This is a genomic window from Mycobacterium yunnanensis (assembly GCF_025823185.1).
GTDB classification, from domain to species: Bacteria; Actinomycetota; Actinomycetes; order Mycobacteriales; family Mycobacteriaceae; genus Mycobacterium; species Mycobacterium yunnanensis.
The window spans coordinates 481584-497677 of sequence record NZ_JACKVK010000013.1; the positions used below are offsets into that span (position 1 = coordinate 481584).

The window sequence follows — 16094 nt, forward strand, 5'->3', positions numbered from 1 at the left end:
TGGGGCGTCTGGTCGCCGAATCGGGCATTCAGTACGCGATTTGCTCATCTCGTGGCATGATATTGACGGCGGCGTCCAGCCGCCCACGGCCCCGCAAACGGTCGTCGGATCGCAATTCGGGGATTGGATTGGGATAGAACATGAATGCAGATCGTTTCACTCGTCGCGTGGCGTTGGTCATCGGTGGCGGTGCGATCATCACGATGGGTGCGTTCACCGCTGGCTGTAGCAGCAGCGAGAAGCCCGCACCCAGCAGCACGACCACGACGACGACCACTGCGCCGTCCGTCACCCCGACGGAGAAGAGCATCACCCCCGGTGGGGCGAACAGCTTCTCTCCGCCGGTGAAGGCACCGCCGGCTCCCACCGGCGAGCCCGGAACTCACCGCAACGGCAGCAGTTCCTAACTCCGGTCGCCGCAAGGCAATTCGACATTCTGCAGGGGCGTCACACAGTGGCGTCCCTGCAGAGTCGACGACGGTGACCGGGAGTCCCTGATGTTCGATCGACGCATCGCCGCACGCGTGGCCGGATGCTCGTTGACCATGTCGTTGATCGCCGGGGTGACCGTCCTGATCTCGGATCACCGATCCGAACCGCCGGCTCGACCCGCGGTGACCATCGCCGGTCCCTATGCCAATCTTCTGGCCAGCTCAGACGATCTCGGTCCCTCGCGGCTGGATCACGCGCAGCTGACCGTCGGCCTCCGGGAGTCGACCCGGCCCGACCCGCTGCTGCACTGGGCTGCGACCAAGGGACTCGACGTACGGTGGCAAAGCGGTGAGGACTGGGCGATCGTCGAGGGTGCCCCCCACGTCGTCGCCGATGCCTTCGACGTCCCCGTACACGATTACCGCGGCAAACAGGGGCAAGTCTTCTACGCCTCCCCCCAGCAACCCGAGGTGCCCGCCGCGGTCCGCACCACGGTCACCGACCTCGGCCGCATCCTCGGCTTCACCCCCCACCGCGAGGCGCGCCCCGACTTCATCCCGCTCGACGTGCCCAGCCAGGGGCTGACGCCGACGGCCCTGCTGACGGCGTACAACGCCAATCCCCTTACCGAGGCGGGATTTACGGGCAAGGGACAGACCATCGTCTTCTTCGCGTTCAGCGGGTACGACCAGGGTGACCTCGACGACTTCGCGTCGATGTCCGGACTGCCACCGCTCAAGCCAATCCTCGTGGGCGGTCAGCCGAGTGAGTCACGCGCCGAGACGGTGATGGATCTCGAAGTGGCACATGCGATTGCGCCCGACGCCCGGATGGTGGTGGTCAACGCCCGTCCGACGCTGGAGGGCGGTCGCACCTACGAGCGCATCGCCGAGATGTTCGACGCCACCAATCAGCAGTTCCCCGGCGCCGTGTGGAGCCTGTCGATCGGGTGGGGCTGTGACGCCCTGATCACCGCGACCGATCTCAAGCCGGTGCAGTCCGCCTTGGAACGCGCACACCGCAACTCGACCTCGGCCTTCGACGCCAGCGGCGACACCGGAGGGCTCGAGTGCAAGGGCGGACCGAACTGGTCCTCGGCTCCGGGCCCGGACGACGTCGGGCTGGATGCGATCTCGTCGCTCCCCGGCATGACGTCGGTGGGCGGCACGACGCTGTCCACCGACGAGAACGGCCAGTGGCTGGCCGAGCAGGCGTGGATCGACTCGCCGCTGTCGCAAGGCACCAGCGGCGGTGTGTCCAAGCTGTTTCCGCGGCCGGCGTGGCAGCGCAGGCTCACCGTGGAGCGGGACTCCGGCAAGAAGCAGCGACGCCTCACCCCCGACGTGTCCGCCCTTGCCGATCCGTTCACCGGCGTCCGCATCAGATTCGACCAGCAAGACTTGGTGGGCGCCGGAACGTCGCAGGCGGCACCCGTATGGGCCGGTTTGACCGCGCTGATGAACCAGTATCTGCTGGCCAACGGCGGACAGCGTCTCGGTGACCTCAACCCGCTGCTCTACCGCGTCGCCGCCGGCGCCCGTGAAGCGGGGTTTCGGGACGTGATGCTTGGCGGCAGTGCGGTCGACGTAGCGGCCCCGGGTTACGACCTGGCGACCGGGCTCGGCAGCCCCAACGTCGCACAGTTGGCCCGTGACTTCCTGGCCATCCAGAAGGGAATGGCGCCTCGATGACGGAGACGACGATGACGTGTCGCGTCTGCGCCGTCGTCGTCCCGGAGGGCGAATTCTGCGGCAACTGCGGGGCGGCGGCGTCCGCGCGGCGAGGCGACGGGCCGTCGTGGCTCCGGCTGTCGGCCTACGCCGCTGCTCCTCGCGAGCACGTGCTTCGTCCGTCGGTGCCGAGCACGGTGTTTCCTCGGGCGCCGCGGCATCTGCGCGTGGCGTTCGGCGTTGCGCTGACCGGCGTCGTCGTCCTGTTGGTCGCAATGGCCGTGCCGATGTGGCTGGCCCCGCTCATCGGCGTCGTCGGTGTCGGGCTGCCGATGGTCTTCCTGGGGTATCTCGCCGTGGCCGACGCGGTCGCCGACCGACTGGCGGCCGCGTTGCTGGTGAGCGCCGTGCTGAGCATCGCATGTGGCGTCGGCTGGAGGATTGCGACCGACCTGGCTGCGGCACGCGTCGACGACGACGCGCTGGGCCTGCCGGCCAGCACGCTCGACCTGCTGCTCACCTGCCTTGGCATCCCGGTGGGCTTCTTGATACTGGTGCTGGCGCCGACGGTCGTCATCCAAAGGGTGCGCCCCGGCTCCCGAGAGCCGTTGCGCGGCATGATGATCGGGTCGTTCGGAGCAATCTGCTTCGTCACCGCGGGGAGCATGACGGCCCTGTTGCCCGAACTGTCCGGCGGCCCAGTCGACACCGACGGTCAGTCCGCCGTCGACCTGGTCGTCGGCGGCTTGATCCAGGGCATCGCGGTGCCGTTGACGGCCGCTGCAGTGGGCGGCGCGGTGGGGGCCACCCTGTGGTTCGTGCCGCGGCGCGACACCGGCCACCGGCCGCGGTGGTATTCGCTCACGTCCCCCCTGCCGTCGATAGGGTTCGGGCTCGTCGCCTACCTCGGGCTGGGCGTGCTGGACTTCGTCTCTCCGCCCAGCGTCGTCGAGACGGTGGTCTATGCGGTTCTGACGGTGGTCGCGCTCTACGTGCTGCGAATCGTGGTGCACTGCACGCTGTTGCACGCGCAACCCGACGTCGCCGGTATGCCCGACGCGGTGCTGCAATGTGCCGAGTGCGAGCGCGTCGTCCCCGATCTGCCGTTCTGCCCCCGGTGCGGCGTGGCCGGTCTGGCCGCGTCACAGTCGTCGCGGGCCCGTCGGCGGTCCGAGCCTCCCGCACCGGTGAGTTCGATCTCGCCGGTTCGTCTGCTGTCAGTCCTGACGGTCGCGGTAGTCGTGGTGGCTGCCGGCTGCACCGCGGCGTCGGTCTGGCTCGTACCGCAGGAGGCGGCGGTGGTGTGCCCGCCCGACTGCGGCACCCCACCCATCGCCACACCCGTGGCCACCAATCCACGGTTCAGCTCCGCCGACGGCCAGTTCTCGGTGTCCTATCCCGGACCGGAAACCGCATACGACGCCACGTTCGAGCCGAACGGGGTGGTGCTCGACCTGCTCGCCGGCGACGGCGGCACCCTGCGCTTGTTCGGCCAACCCGCCAACGGTCAGACGCCCAAGCAGATCGCCGACGACATGCTGCGGGAGCACTACCCGGACGCGACGTTCGACTACGAGATCCCCAATGCCTTCGTGGGATACCAACTGGGATACGGCGAGCTGGCCGACGACTATCCCGCCGACGCGATCGGCGACGACGACCGCAACCGAGTGCTCGTCATGGTCGGGGTGAAGAACGATTACGCGTTGATCGCCGCGGCCGCGGGTCCGTACCGGGAGTTCACGCCCGAGTTCGGCTCCGGGCATCCCTCGGGTGCCAACTTCTTCCTCGCCCTCGACATGGCGAAGTACGTCAACAGCTTTACGTGGCGGGGAGACCCGCCGCGCTGAGGTCGGCGGCCGGCAGCTCGACGTCACCGGGGATGGGCGGCACCCGGGTGGCCCGCACGTAGACGGTGTCGCCCTCCTTCAGGCCCAGTGCCTCGGCGTCGCCGCGGGTGATCTGCGCGGTGAACGGCGACTGGTCGGCCGCGTTGGTCAACTCGACGCGAACCTCGAAGCCCAGCACCGCAATGCGATCGATGACGGCACGGACGACGCCGGTCGAGGAGACGCTCCCGTCGGCGTTCGCCAACGCCATGTCGGGATTGCGGCCGACGCGAATGTCGTGGGGGCGCACCAGCGTGCCGTTCAGCGACGACACGGCGCCCAGGAACGACATGACGAAACCATTGGCCGGATTGTCGTAGACGTCGGTGGGCGAACCGACCTGCTCGATCCGACCCTTGTTGAGAACGGCGATGCGGTCGGCGACGTCGAGCGCTTCGGCCTGGTCGTGGGTCACCAACACGGTGGTGACGTGCACCTCGTCGTGCAGCCGGCGCAGCCAGGCCCGCAGGTCCTCCCGCACCTTGGCGTCCAGCGCGCCGAACGGCTCGTCGAGCAGCAGCACCTCGGGGTCGACCGCGAGGGCACGTGCGAGCGCCATGCGTTGACGCTGCCCACCGGAGAGCTGGCTGGGGTAACGGCTCTGGAAGCCGGCGAGCCCGACGATCTCGAGCAGGCTGTCGACCTTGTCCTTGATCTCGTTCTTGGGCATCTTGCGGATCTTCGGACCGAAGGCCACGTTGTCGCGCACGGTGAGGTGCTTGAAGGCGGCGTAGTGCTGGAACACGAAGCCGATGCCACGTCGCTGCGGCGGGACCCCGGTGACGTCGCGTCCCTTGATGGTGATGGTGCCGGTGTCGGGTTGGTCCAGCCCCGCAATGGCGCGCAGCAGGGTCGACTTGCCCGATCCGCTGGGACCCAGCAGGGCGGTCAGCGACCCCTCGGGAACGTCGAAGGTGATGTCGTCGAGCGCGACGAAGTCGCCGTAGCGCTTGTTGGCGCCACGCACGGTGATGGCGTTGGCCTGGTCGGAAGTCATGAGGTCTCCTAGCCCGAACCTATTTTGCCGCCCGGGCACGCCGGGCGTCGAGGATTACTTGGACGATCAGTACCAGCACCGCGACCGTCATCAGCACCGTCGAGACGGCGTAGGCGCCGTACTCCTGACCGCGGCTGTACCGGTCGGAGACGAGCAGCGTCATGGTCTGCGAGGTGCCGGGAAGGTTGGACGACACCATGATGACCGCGCCGTACTCACCAAGGGTCCGGGCGATGGTCAGCACGATGCCGTACGTCAGGCCCCACCTGATGGACGGCAGGGTGATGCGCCAGAACGTCTGCCACCACTGCGAGCCCAGCGTCGAGGCCGCTTCCTCCTGGTCGGTGCCGAGCTCGTGCAGGAGGGGCTCGACCTCGCGGATGACGAACGGCACCGTGACGAAGATGCTGGCCAGGACGATGCCGGGCAAGCCAAAGATGATCTTGAAGCCGAGGTCGTTCTCGACGAACCCCAGGACGCCGGCGGACCCCCACAGCAGGATCAGGGCGACACCGACGACCACCGGTGACACCGCGAACGGAAGGTCGATGACCGCCTGCAGTGCACTCTTGCCGCGAAACTTGTTGCGCGCCAGAACCAATGCCGTGGGGACGCCGAACAAGACGTTGAGTGGCACCACGATGGCGACGACCAACAACGACAGTTGCAGCGCCGAGATCGCCGCGGGAGTGCTCACCGAGGCAAAGAAGGTGCCAATCCCCGGCGAGAACGTGCGCCACAGGATGAGCCCCACCGGCACCACGACGAGGATCACGATGTAGGCCAGCGCCACGTAGCGGAGGAGCAGTCGCGCCGTCCGGGACAGGATCATCGCGACAGCTCCTCACGCTTGGCCGCTCGCGAACCGACTGCCCGCAGGATGAACAGGACGAGGAAGGACGCCGCCAGCAGCACGATGGATATCGCCGCGGCACCGGTGCGGTCGTCGTTCTCGATGAGGGTGCGAATCCACTGCGAGGACACCTCGGTCTCGCCGGGGATCGCGCCGCCGATGAGCACCACCGAACCGAATTCGCCGATGGCCCGCGAGAACGCCAGGCCGGCGCCGGACAACAACGACGGCAACAGTGCGGGCAGCACGACGCGGCTGAAGATGGTCCAGTTGTTGGCGCCCAGTGACGCCGCGGCCTCCTCGACCTCGCGGTCGAGTTCCAACAGCACCGGCTGCACCGACCGCACTACGAACGGCAACGTCACGAACAGCAGGGCGATGCCGATGCCCCATCGGGTCTGCTGCAGGTGCAGCCCGACGGGGCTGTTGGGGCCGTACAGCGCGAGCATGACCAGGCTGGCGACGATCGTCGGCAGGGCGAAGGGCAGATCGATCACGGCGTCCACCAGCCGCTTGCCCGGGAAGTCGTCGCGCGTGAGCACCCACGCGACCAGCAGCCCGAAGACGAGGTTCACCAACGTGACACCGACGGACACCGAGAGCGTCACCTTGTAGGACTCCAGGGCCGCGTTGGAGGTCGCGGCATCCACGAACGCCGACCAGCCGGCACCGGCCGCCTGCCACAGGATGGCGGCCAGTGGCAGCAGCACGATCACGCTAAGCCACAGGGTTGCCGCACCGACGCGAAGCGATGTGGTCCCGCGGGCGCGGCGCAGTCGACCCGGCGCCTCCGTGCTCGGCGCTAGGCCTGCCGTCATCCCGTGGCCTGCTTGTAGATCTTGGTGATGCTGCCGTTGTCCTTGTCGAACAGGGCGGGATCGACCTTGCTCCAGCCGCCGAGGTCGGCGATGGTCCACAGCTTCTGCGGCGCGGGGAAGTCATTGGCGAACTCGGCCGCCACCGCGGGGTCGACGGGACGGAAACCGGCCTGCGCCCACAGCTTCTGACCCTCGGGGGTGTACAGGAAGTTGTTCAGCGCGGTGGCTTCCTTGACGTGCTGCGAGGAGGTAACCACTGCCACCGGGTTCTCGATCTTGAAGGTCTGCGGTGGGGTGACGTGCTCGACTGGCTTGCCCTGCCGCTCGACGTTGATCGCCTCGTCTTCGTAGGCCAAGAGGACGTCGCCGCTGCCCTGGATGAACAGGTCGGTGGCCTCGCGACCGGAGCCCGGACGCGCCTTGACGTGATCGGTCACGAGCTGGTTCACGAAGTCCAGACCGGCCTGCTCATTCTGGCCGCCGTTGCTGGCGAAGGAATACGGCGCCAACAGGTTCCACTTCGCCGAGCCGGAGCTCAACGGGCTCGGGGTGACGACCTCGACGCCGGGCTTGAGCAGATCGTTCCAGTCCCTGATGCCCTTGGGGTTCCCCTTGCGGACCAGGAAGGTGACCACCGAGCCAAAGGGAATCCCCTTGGTGGCGCTGGCATTCCACTCCTTGGCCACCTTGTCCGCCTTGACCAGACGGGTGACGTCGGGTTCGACGGAGAAGTTGACGATGTCGGCGGGCTTGCCGTCGACGACGCCACGGGACTGGTCGCCGGAGGCGCCGTAGGAGGCGGTGACGGCGACGCCCTTGCCCTCGGGGGTGGCGGCGAAGGCGGGGATGATCTTGCTCCAGCCTGGCTCCGGCACGGCGTAGGCCACCAGGGTCAGGGTCGTCTCGGCGGCGGGCCCCGAGCTACCACCGGCGACGTCGCTGGCACCGCCGCCGCACCCGGCCAGCAGGGTGGCCGTGACGGCGAGGGCGCCGACGGCGGTCAGCGACCGCTTCGACTTCTGGGTGAGGACGGACATGGATGAGGCCTTTCCTAGCGGCGGATCATGGGTTTTGGTACCCGCCACGTCGGAGAGGGGACGTATCAGCTCTTAGGCATTCGACATGCCGCGACCGACACCACACCGCGCAACGGAATGGGGGTCAGCGACAACAGTGCACATCGGCGACAGCGCAATTTCCCACGGCGATGAGAGCCAAGACATGGCTCTCGGCGCTGCTGGAAGCTGCGTGCATGGCGCGAAGCGTAACAGACCACATCGACGTGCCGTTACCTGGCGAGCAACCACATCACGACGACGAGCAATAGCAGCGCCACCAGCACCAATGTCACCCGGGAACGAGGCATGCCGGTCACGACGGATCCCCGTCTGCGTGCTTGTCGCGCCGCAGCAGGCGGATGCCGTTGCCCAACGCGCCGTCGAGCAGGACCGCGACCAGATAGGCCAACGCCAGCGCCACGGGCATCACCACCACCGTCTGCACGACGAAGCCAAGGCCGGACAGCCAAAGTTCGACCCCGTCCCACCAACTCAGGATGCCCTTCACCTCATCCACCCTACGATCATTTGATGAACGGGCCCCAGTCCACGTCGTGCCTCGTCGCCGGCGGCGGTCCCGCCGGAATGATGCTGGGCCTGCTGCTGGCCCGCGCCGGCGTCGACGTCACAGTGATGGAGAAGCACGCCGACTTCCTCCGGGACTTCCGAGGTGACACCGTGCACGCGAGCACGTTGCGACTGCTCGACGACCTCGGGTTGGGCCAGGACTTCGAACGGCTCACCCATCGTGTGATCGAGACGATCGGCATGTCGGTACAGGGCGTGCCGGTCGACGTCGACCTGCGACACATCCCCGGCCCGCACAAGCACATCGCCCTGGTACCGCAGTGGGACTTCCTGGAGCTGCTGGCCACCGCCGCGGAGCAGGAGCCGACGTTCCGGTTGATGCGCAACACCGAGGTGCTCGAACCCCTGCGTCGTGGCGACGGGGCCGTCACCGGGGTCCGGTACCGCGGTCCGGACGGCCAAATCCAGGAGATGCGAGCCGACCTGACGGTGGCCTGCGACGGCCGCGGCTCGACCCTGAGCGCCTCGATGAGGCTGCGGCACAGAGTCTTCGGCGCTCCAATGGACGTCTGGTGGTTCCGGCTGCCCCGCGGTGACGGTGACCCACCCGGTCTGGAGGGGGTCTTCACCTCCGGCCACGCCATGATCGTCATCGACCGCGGCGACTACTACCAGTGCGCGTACATCATCGCGAAGGGAGCCGACGCCCGACTACGCGCCGAGGGCATCGAATCGTTGCAGCGCACCGTCGCCGAGCTGGTGCCCGCGCTGGCGGACCGCGTGCGCGAACTGACGTCCTTCGACGACGTCAAGCTGCTCGACGTCCAGCTCAACCGGCTGCGCCGGTGGTACGTCGACGGGCTGCTGCTCATCGGCGACGCCGCCCATGCGATGTCGCCGGTCGGCGGTGTCGGCATCAACCTGGCGGTGGCGGACGCGGTGGCCGCGGCGCGCGTCCTGGCCGCTCCCCTGCGCTCCGGCCGCGTCCCCACCAGGGACCTGGCGCGCATCCAGGTCAGACGGTGGATTCCGACCGCGCTCATTCAAGGCATGCAGCGGATCGTGCACGATCGGCTCATCGCGGCCTCGGTCGAGGGGTCCGGTTCGGACGCCCCGCCCGTCGCGGTCCGGGTTCTGGGCCGGGTGCCGTTCCTGCGGACCGTGGCGGGCTATGCGGTGGCGATCGGGCCCCTTCCCGAGCGCGCGCCGGCCTACGCGAGACGACCGGAGCCGCACGAGTAGACGCCGGAGGGCCGCCCGGTCGATGATGTCGAAATGGTTTTGCAGCAAGCTGGGTCCAGCAACGGCTCATCCGACGACGCCGAGCACGTGCCGGAGGCGCCGTACACGGTCACCGCACCCGTGCCGTACGCTCCCAGCGGGCCGCTGCGCAACCCGTTCCCGCCGATCGCGGACTACAGCTTCCTGTCCGACTGCGAGAACACCTGCCTGATCTCCTCGGCCGGTTCGGTCGAGTGGTTGTGCGTGCCGCGACCGGATTCGCCAAGCGTCTTCGGCGCGATCCTCGACCGCGGAGCGGGACACTTCCGGTTGGCACCGTACGGGGTGACGGTGCCGTCGGCCCGCCGCTACCTGCCGGGCAGCCTGATCATGGAGACCACCTGGCAGACGCACACCGGGTGGCTGATCGTGCGCGACGCACTGGTGATGGGTCCGTGGCACGACCTGGACACCCGGTCGCGCACCCACCGCCGCACGCCGATGGACTGGGACGCCGAACACATCCTGCTGCGCACCGTCCGGTGCGTCAGTGGCGTGGTGGAGCTGGTGATGAGCTGCGAGCCGGCGTTCGACTATCACCGCGAGCCGGCGACGTGGGAGTACTCCGCGCAGGCCTACGGCGAGGCGATCGCGCGTTCGAGCAAGAATCCCGAGGCGCACCCGACGCTACGGCTGACCACCAATTTGCGGATCGGCCTGGAGGGTCACGAGGCGCGCGCCCGGACTCGACTCACCGAGGGCGACAACGTGTTCGTGGCGCTGAGCTGGTCGGGCCACCCTGCGCCGCAGACCTTCGAAGAGGCCGCCGACAAGATGTGGAAGACCAGTGAGTGCTGGCGGCAGTGGATCAACATCGGCGACTTCCCCGATCACCCGTGGCGGTCCTACCTGCAACGCAGCGCACTGACCCTCAAGGGCCTGACCTACTCCCCCACCGGCGCGCTGCTGGCGGCCAGCACCACGTCGCTTCCGGAAACTCCTCAGGGCGAACGCAACTGGGATTACCGGTACTCGTGGATCCGGGATTCGACGTTCGCGCTGTGGGGGCTCTACACCCTCGGGTTGGATCGCGAGGCCGACGACTTCTTCTCGTTCATCGCCGACGTGTCGGGGGCCAACAACGGTGAGCGCCATCCCCTTCAGGTGATGTATGGCGTCGGCGGCGAGCGCAGCCTCGTCGAAGACGAGCTCAACCACCTGTCCGGGTACGACAACTCTCGACCGGTCCGCATCGGCAACGGCGCCTACGACCAAATGCAGCATGACATCTGGGGGTCGATGCTGGATTCGGTGTATCTGCACGCAAAGTCGCGCGAGCAGATTCCCGAGACGCTGTGGCCCGTGCTGAAGCTTCAGGTCGAGGAGGCCATCAAGCATTGGCGCGAGCCCGACCGCGGGATTTGGGAGGTGCGCGGCGAGCCGCAGCACTTCACCTCCAGCAAGGTGATGTGCTGGGTGGCGTTGGATCGCGGGTCCAAGCTGGCCGACCTGCAGGGTGAGAAGAGCTACGCCCAGCAGTGGCGGGCGATCGCCGAGGACATCAAGGCCGACATCCTGGCCCACGGCGTTGACCACCGTGGCGCGCTCACGCAGCGCTACGGGCACGATGCGCTGGACGCGTCGCTGCTGTTGGTGCCGCTGGTGCGGTTCCTGCCGCCCGACGATCCGCGGGTGCGTGCGACGGTGTTGGCCATCGCCGACGAGCTCACCGAGGACGGCCTGGTGCTGCGCTACCGCACCGAGGAGACCGACGACGGCCTCTCCGGTGAGGAGGGCTCGTTCACCATCTGTTCGTTCTGGTTGGTCTCGGCCCTGGTGGAGATCGGCGAGATCAGCCGGGCCAAGCATCTATGCGAGCGGCTGCTGTCATTCGCCAGTTCCCTGCATCTCTACGCCGAGGAGATCGAGCCGCGGACGGGTCGCCATCTGGGCAACTTCCCGCAGGCGTTCACCCATCTGGCGTTGATCAACGCCGTGGTGCACGTGATCCGCGCCGAGGAAGAGGCCGACAGCACGGGCGTGTTCCAGCCCGCGAACGCACCGATGTGAGGTGAGTCAGCCGACGAGCGGCCGGCCCAGCGGCAGCGCGCGTCCCCCGGTCTCCTCCCACAGGGCGGCGACGTAGTAGTACGCGACCAGCGCGACGAAGGCGAAGACGAACCACCCGCCGGCGTGGGTGGCCGCGGTGCTGCCGGTCAGATTGCCGACCAGCAGGAGCACCAGGGCGACGTCGACGATGGCGAGCAACAACGGATAGGTCCACGGCAGCCGCAGCACCAGCACGGTGAGCAGCCCGATGGTCAGCAGCCAGCTGCCGAGCCACAGGGCCGTGGTGGGTCCTGCGCCGGCCGCGGTGATGCCGAACCAGTCGTGCGTGAGGCCGAGGGACAGCACGGCATAGCTGGCGTAGAAACCGAAGAACACCCCGTAGACCGTGGCGTTGACGTTCTGCCCCAGCGCCGCAGCCCACACCGTGGCCAGGAGCAGACCAACCGAGGTGGCCGACAACAGGATTGGCACCGCAGCCGCCGCGACGTCGACGATGCCGGTGTTGGTGAACCCGAGCCCGAATCCACCCGCGATCACCAACGGAAGGGCCAGCAACCCCGGATTGCCCTCCCGCGCGGGGGCGGCTGTCGGCGGGGCGTCGACGGTCGAGGCGTCGGCCGCCGGTGTCAACGGCTCCCTGGTGGCAAGGTCGGTCATGAGAACTCCTTCGCGGAAAGCGTTGCAGCAGATGCCTTTACGACAGCGCATCCGTCGACTGCGACCCTAGGCCGTCGCAGCGCGAAGGTGGACACTTCCGATCACCCGGAGGAAATGGCCCGGTTCAGAACGGCGGAGGGTCCGGTGGCCGGGGAAACGTGTCCTCATAGCGCAGATCGTCGTAGTCGACGTCCACGTCGCAGACGGGAGCCAGTCTCGCGTGCAGATTGCGCCGGCGCTCCGCAAGGATCGCCGCGGCGCGGTCGCGATCCCGGCTTTGGCGTCGGCGGGGCATCATGACCGACCGGTCGCCGCAGACCTCCGCCCGCTCGAAAGGGGCGATTTCGCCAGTGGGCATGGTCGACCCGGGGAACAGCAAGGCGCTGCCCGGGTGGGTGACATACCTGTCCCCCGCCGGCGAGGTCCAGATCAGAGTGCCGTCGGCGAGTTGTTCGTCTCGCCACCCCCAGAACGTCTTGAGCAGATGATGAGTTCGACACTTACAGCTCAAGTTGGAGGCCTGGGTGGGCCCGCCCTGACTGCGAGGGATGACGTGGTCGACGTCGCAGCGGGTGGCAGGGACGGTGCACCCCGGAAAACGGCATGTGAGATCTCGGCAGCGGACGAAGTCCGCCAGGGCCGCCGACGGGACGTAGTGCGATTCGGGTGGCGCGTCGAGGGGGTGCACGAGCGGGCGGACTCGCGCCGACTTGGCGAGTTCGGCAATGAGCTCCGCCGGGATTAGGCCCTCGAATCCGAGCATCGCCCCTGGCGCCCCGCCGGTGCCGTCGACTGTGGCCACCTCGGCGACGACGTGGATGACCACCGGACTGGCGGCCCGTCCGCCTGCCGGGCAATCCGTCGACCCGCACTGACACCCGAGCCGGTCACCACCGATGGCGAGAACGCCGTACGCGTCGGCCCGACGTTCGGCAATCGATCGTGGATCGGAGTCGCAGACCGTCACGGCCAGCTGCGTAAGTCGCTCGCTGAACGCGTGGGCATCCGGCGACGACAAGGTGGCGTCGAGCTGCGAGAGCCCGCGGTCGACGTCGGCCATGAACACTTCCCGACCGGCGACGCGCTCCTTGCGCCGCCGCACCCCGTCGAGGTCCACCCCGGCGACGATCCGGTCGATGCGCCCGATGATCTGCTGCTTATTCAGTCGACCCCATCTCGGCACTTCGAGTGCCAGCCTTCGGTCGACCGCCGCAAGGGCGTCGTCGTCGTGTACGAGACCCGTCCGGAACACGCAGGTGCGGAACGTAGCCTCCGTGATGTCACCGGCGATGAGCGCTCGGCCGAGCAGCGGCAATTGTTCACGTAGGGCGCGGGCGTACCGCAGCTGGCTTCCGGCCAGGGCCTGACTGACACCGAGCGCCGCGGCGACCTCGGCCGTGACCGCAGCCTCGGCGTCGACCGCCCACTCCGTGGTCTCCTCGGCCTGGCTGCAGCGCAGTGCGAACAATTCTCCGATCGCCGCCAACCGTTCACCCGCCGCGCACGACTCCGCTCGGGCTGCCGAGCAGACTCGCTGCAGCAGGCCGAATGGCGCGGTCGGGGTATCGAACATGCGTTCGATTGTAATTGCACGGTCCGACAAGGCTCGACCGAAATGGCGCGGCGGGCGAAGATCGTCAGATGACCTCCGAACCCCACCGCACCGACACCACCGACGGCCTCGCCGCGCTCTCCGCCGACCTCGAGCGAGTGGCCGAGCGACTCGGGGTGAAGTCCGTTCTGGTGATGCGCTCCGAACCCGACTCGATGGTCGTCGCGGCCACCGCAGGCGAGGCCACGAAGCACTACACCGTGGGGGCGGCAGGCAAGAAGGCCGGCGACGACGCCAGTCGGGTACCGCTGTACTGCGAGCGCATCGTCGACACCGACGCCGATCTCTTCGTCCGTGACTCCCGCGCCCACGAGACCTTCGCGGGCAACGAGGACGAGAAGGAGTTCGGCCTCCACAACTATCTGGGGCTGGCCGTGCACGACCAGGAGGGCAAGGTGGTCGGCACCGTGTGCGTGCTGGACGACGAGGCCCGCGACTACACCGACGAGCAACGCGGCGAGCTGGAACGGCTACGCGGCGCGGTCGAGACGATCGTCGCCGAGGACGGCACCGCCCTCGGTTAGCGTCTACACCCGTGCGGGCAGAGTCAGCGGCTCGGCCACCTTGTCCGCCAACGAGTTGTCGGTGAACGCGCCGCGGTACTTCGCGGCCGGATGGGTGATGGGCAGCCGGTCGGGCCCGCCGCCAGACAGCTTGTGCCGCAGCGTGCCCGACTTGTCGTCGCTGAGCAACCCACGCTTGCGCAGTTCCGGGAACAACAGTTCGGCGATGTCGGAGAAGGTGCCGGGGCGCACCGCGTGGAACACGTTGACCCCGTCGACGCCCGCGTCACGCCACTCTTCGAGCTTGTCGGCGATCTCGGTGGGCGATCCGACGATGCGGCTGCTCCGCTCGAAGGCACGGCCCAGATCGTTGATGGTGGGTTCGGCGTCTCCCGCGGCCTCCCCTGCCCATCGGATCCAGCCCTGAACTCCCCGGAACTGGCCAAGCTCCGACAGCGGCGTGTCCAGCGGCAGCGCCCCCGCGTCGATGCCCGCGTCGCCGAGGATATGGCACAGCACGCCTTCGACGCTGGACAGCTCCTCGATCCGAGCTTCCTTCTCCCTGGCCTCCTCCGACGTGCGGCCGACGACAAGCGACAGACCCTGGAAGAACTTCACGTCATACGGGTCGCGCCCGAAATCGGCTGCCAGCGCTCGCGTCTCCTCGATCAGGCCGCGGGCCGACTGAGGGTCCGGGCTGGAGATGAACACGCCCTCGGCGTTGCGGGCCGAGAAGCGCTGACCCACCGGGGACGCGCCGGCCTGAAACAGCACCGGAACGCGCTGCGGTGACGGTGTCACGAAATGCGGCCCCTCGACCGAGAAGTGCTCGCCAACGTGGTTGATCTTGTGGATCTTCTCGGCATCCGCATGCACACCGGCCTGCTTGTCGGCGCGCAGCGCGTCCTCGTCCCACGAGCCCTCCCACAGCTTGTAGAGGACGTCGACGTACTCCTCGGCGATCTCGTAGCGCAGATCGTGCTCGACGAGCTTGTCGTGGCCGTAGTTCCGATAGGTGTTGTCGGAGAAACTGGTCACGATGTTCCAGCCAACGCGGCCATCGGTGTAGTGGTCCAGGGTGGAGATGCGCCGGGCGAAGTCGAACGGCAGGCTCTGCGCGATCGAACTCGTGTAGACCAGGCCCAGATTCTCAGTCGCCGTCGCAAGTGCGGAGATCAGCACCGACGGATCGTTGGTGGGGATCTGCATGCCTTCCCGCGCCACCAACTCATAGGAGCCGTTCCACGGTGACCGCAGGCCGCTGACGTCGGCGAAGAACATCAGGTCGTAGCCAGCGCCGTCGAGATAGCGCGCCAGGTCGACCCAGTGCCGAAGCGAGTTGATCTCGTGGTTGGCCGCCGCCGGGTCACGCCACAAACCGTGGATGACGTGGGACGGGGTGTTCATCACGAATGCCGAAAAGTAGAGCGGACGATCGTTCGCCGGCTTTGGCATGAAATCTCCGATGTGGTCGTTGAGGACGCGTTAGGGACTGAAGAGAATGCCGCCGACCGTCACGATGGCGATGCCCACGGCGAGCACGACCCACGGCCACCAGGCATCGAGGCGGACCTTGTCAATGGCCCATTCGTGGTGCTCGAACATGGGCCGAGGTTAAGCAGTGCCGATTGTCAGTGCCGCCGAGTGCTCCGCGCGCCACCACTTCTCGTGCGCAGCCGACCGGCCAACACCCTGTCCGCACAATGGCTTTCGTACTGACATGGTGTGGCCGGTCGTTTCGATCACGTTGGTCGGAAGCCGAACGAGATCCGCCGCCATGCGGTTG

At 67.9% G+C, this 16094-nt stretch carries 15 protein-coding genes; 6 read left to right on the forward strand and 9 right to left on the reverse strand.

Going from position 1 to position 16094, the window contains the following annotated elements; translation table 11 throughout:
- Positions 1-140: 140 nt before the first annotated feature.
- The 3 genes from H7K45_RS25945 (at position 141) to H7K45_RS25955 (ending at position 3952) form a co-directional block, all read left to right on the forward strand.
- Entirely contained in the window at positions 141-407 is a 267-nt protein-coding gene (locus tag H7K45_RS25945; RefSeq protein ID WP_263998952.1) for a hypothetical protein, read from the forward strand.
- Between the two features lie 90 nt (positions 408-497).
- Positions 498-2123: a S53 family peptidase gene (locus H7K45_RS25950; RefSeq protein WP_263998953.1), complete on the forward strand. Its 1626-nt coding sequence runs from the start codon at positions 498-500 to the stop codon at positions 2121-2123.
- The gene (locus H7K45_RS25955; protein ID WP_263998955.1) at positions 2120-3952 is read left to right on the forward strand and encodes a zinc ribbon domain-containing protein; all 1833 of its coding nucleotides are present in this window, start codon (positions 2120-2122) and stop codon (positions 3950-3952) included. The genes H7K45_RS25950 and H7K45_RS25955 overlap by 4 nt, the downstream gene beginning before the upstream one ends.
- Here H7K45_RS25955 and H7K45_RS25960 read toward each other — a convergent pair.
- From H7K45_RS25960 to H7K45_RS25980, 6 genes are all read right to left on the reverse strand, one after another.
- On the reverse strand, positions 3924-4988 hold the full coding sequence (locus H7K45_RS25960) for a sulfate/molybdate ABC transporter ATP-binding protein (protein WP_263998956.1): 1065 nt from the start codon (positions 4986-4988) through the stop codon (positions 3924-3926). The genes H7K45_RS25955 and H7K45_RS25960 overlap by 29 nt on opposite strands.
- A 19-nt stretch (positions 4989-5007) precedes the next feature.
- Positions 5008-5820 (reverse strand): sulfate ABC transporter permease subunit CysW, encoded by an 813-nt coding sequence (gene cysW, locus H7K45_RS25965; RefSeq protein ID WP_263998957.1) that lies wholly within the window; start codon positions 5818-5820, stop codon positions 5008-5010.
- Positions 5817-6659, reverse strand: coding sequence for a sulfate ABC transporter permease subunit CysT (gene cysT, locus H7K45_RS25970; RefSeq protein ID WP_263998958.1), 843 nt, complete (start codon positions 6657-6659; stop codon positions 5817-5819). Before cysT ends, cysW begins: the two co-directional genes overlap by 4 nt.
- Entirely contained in the window at positions 6656-7696 is a 1041-nt protein-coding gene (locus H7K45_RS25975; RefSeq protein ID WP_263998959.1) for a sulfate ABC transporter substrate-binding protein, read from the reverse strand. Before H7K45_RS25975 ends, cysT begins: the two co-directional genes overlap by 4 nt.
- A 124-nt stretch (positions 7697-7820) precedes the next feature.
- Positions 7821-7937 (reverse strand): Ms4533A family Cys-rich leader peptide, encoded by a 117-nt coding sequence (locus H7K45_RS31725; RefSeq protein ID WP_372512644.1) that lies wholly within the window; start codon positions 7935-7937, stop codon positions 7821-7823.
- Between the two features lie 93 nt (positions 7938-8030).
- Entirely contained in the window at positions 8031-8225 is a 195-nt protein-coding gene (locus tag H7K45_RS25980) for a hypothetical protein (protein ID WP_263999326.1), read from the reverse strand.
- A 23-nt stretch (positions 8226-8248) separates the two neighbouring features.
- On the opposite strand from H7K45_RS25980, the gene H7K45_RS25985 reads away from it, so the two are divergent.
- Positions 8249-9487, forward strand: coding sequence for an FAD-dependent oxidoreductase (locus H7K45_RS25985; RefSeq protein ID WP_263998960.1), 1239 nt, complete (start codon positions 8249-8251; stop codon positions 9485-9487).
- Between the two features lie 33 nt (positions 9488-9520).
- The gene (locus tag H7K45_RS25990) at positions 9521-11536 is read left to right on the forward strand and encodes a glycoside hydrolase family 15 protein (RefSeq protein WP_263998961.1); all 2016 of its coding nucleotides are present in this window, start codon (positions 9521-9523) and stop codon (positions 11534-11536) included.
- 6 nt (positions 11537-11542) lie between these two features.
- Here the strand turns inward: H7K45_RS25990 and H7K45_RS25995 are convergent, their stop codons facing one another.
- Both H7K45_RS25995 and H7K45_RS26000 read right to left on the reverse strand, forming a co-directional pair.
- Positions 11543-12193 carry a GPR1/FUN34/YaaH family transporter gene (locus H7K45_RS25995; protein WP_263998962.1) on the reverse strand — a complete coding sequence of 217 codons (651 nt, stop codon included), beginning with the start codon at positions 12191-12193 and terminating at the stop codon, positions 11543-11545.
- Between the two features lie 124 nt (positions 12194-12317).
- A complete protein-coding gene (locus tag H7K45_RS26000; protein ID WP_263998964.1) occupies positions 12318-13766 on the reverse strand; it encodes an HNH endonuclease signature motif containing protein in 1449 nt (482 codons plus the stop codon).
- Between the two features lie 68 nt (positions 13767-13834).
- On the opposite strand from H7K45_RS26000, the gene H7K45_RS26005 reads away from it, so the two are divergent.
- Positions 13835-14329: a GAF domain-containing protein gene (locus H7K45_RS26005; RefSeq protein ID WP_263998966.1), complete on the forward strand. Its 495-nt coding sequence runs from the start codon at positions 13835-13837 to the stop codon at positions 14327-14329.
- A 3-nt stretch (positions 14330-14332) separates the two neighbouring features.
- Here the strand turns inward: H7K45_RS26005 and H7K45_RS26010 are convergent, their stop codons facing one another.
- Positions 14333-15763, reverse strand: a complete 1431-nt coding sequence (locus tag H7K45_RS26010) for an NtaA/DmoA family FMN-dependent monooxygenase (protein WP_263998967.1) — start codon at positions 15761-15763, stop codon at positions 14333-14335.
- Between the last annotated feature and the right edge of the window lie 331 nt (positions 15764-16094).

Coding starts and splice junctions, on each gene's coding strand:
- H7K45_RS25995 (WP_263998962.1), bottom strand. CDS start 12,193: ATGACCGACCTTGCCACCAGGGAGCCGTTGACACCGGCGGCCGACGCC.
- H7K45_RS25955 (WP_263998955.1), top strand. CDS start 2,120: ATGACGGAGACGACGATGACGTGTCGCGTCTGCGCCGTCGTCGTCCCG.
- H7K45_RS31725 (WP_372512644.1), bottom strand. CDS start 7,937: ATGTGGTCTGTTACGCTTCGCGCCATGCACGCAGCTTCCAGCAGCGCC.
- cysT (WP_263998958.1), bottom strand. CDS start 6,659: ATGACGGCAGGCCTAGCGCCGAGCACGGAGGCGCCGGGTCGACTGCGC.
- H7K45_RS25950 (WP_263998953.1), top strand. CDS start 498: ATGTTCGATCGACGCATCGCCGCACGCGTGGCCGGATGCTCGTTGACC.
- H7K45_RS26000 (WP_263998964.1), bottom strand. CDS start 13,766: ATGTTCGATACCCCGACCGCGCCATTCGGCCTGCTGCAGCGAGTCTGC.
- H7K45_RS26005 (WP_263998966.1), top strand. CDS start 13,835: ATGACCTCCGAACCCCACCGCACCGACACCACCGACGGCCTCGCCGCG.
- H7K45_RS25990 (WP_263998961.1), top strand. CDS start 9,521: ATGGTTTTGCAGCAAGCTGGGTCCAGCAACGGCTCATCCGACGACGCC.
- cysW (WP_263998957.1), bottom strand. CDS start 5,820: ATGATCCTGTCCCGGACGGCGCGACTGCTCCTCCGCTACGTGGCGCTG.
- H7K45_RS26010 (WP_263998967.1), bottom strand. CDS start 15,763: ATGCCAAAGCCGGCGAACGATCGTCCGCTCTACTTTTCGGCATTCGTG.
- H7K45_RS25960 (WP_263998956.1), bottom strand. CDS start 4,988: ATGACTTCCGACCAGGCCAACGCCATCACCGTGCGTGGCGCCAACAAG.
- H7K45_RS25985 (WP_263998960.1), top strand. CDS start 8,249: ATGAACGGGCCCCAGTCCACGTCGTGCCTCGTCGCCGGCGGCGGTCCC.
- H7K45_RS25945 (WP_263998952.1), top strand. CDS start 141: ATGAATGCAGATCGTTTCACTCGTCGCGTGGCGTTGGTCATCGGTGGC.
- H7K45_RS25975 (WP_263998959.1), bottom strand. CDS start 7,696: ATGTCCGTCCTCACCCAGAAGTCGAAGCGGTCGCTGACCGCCGTCGGC.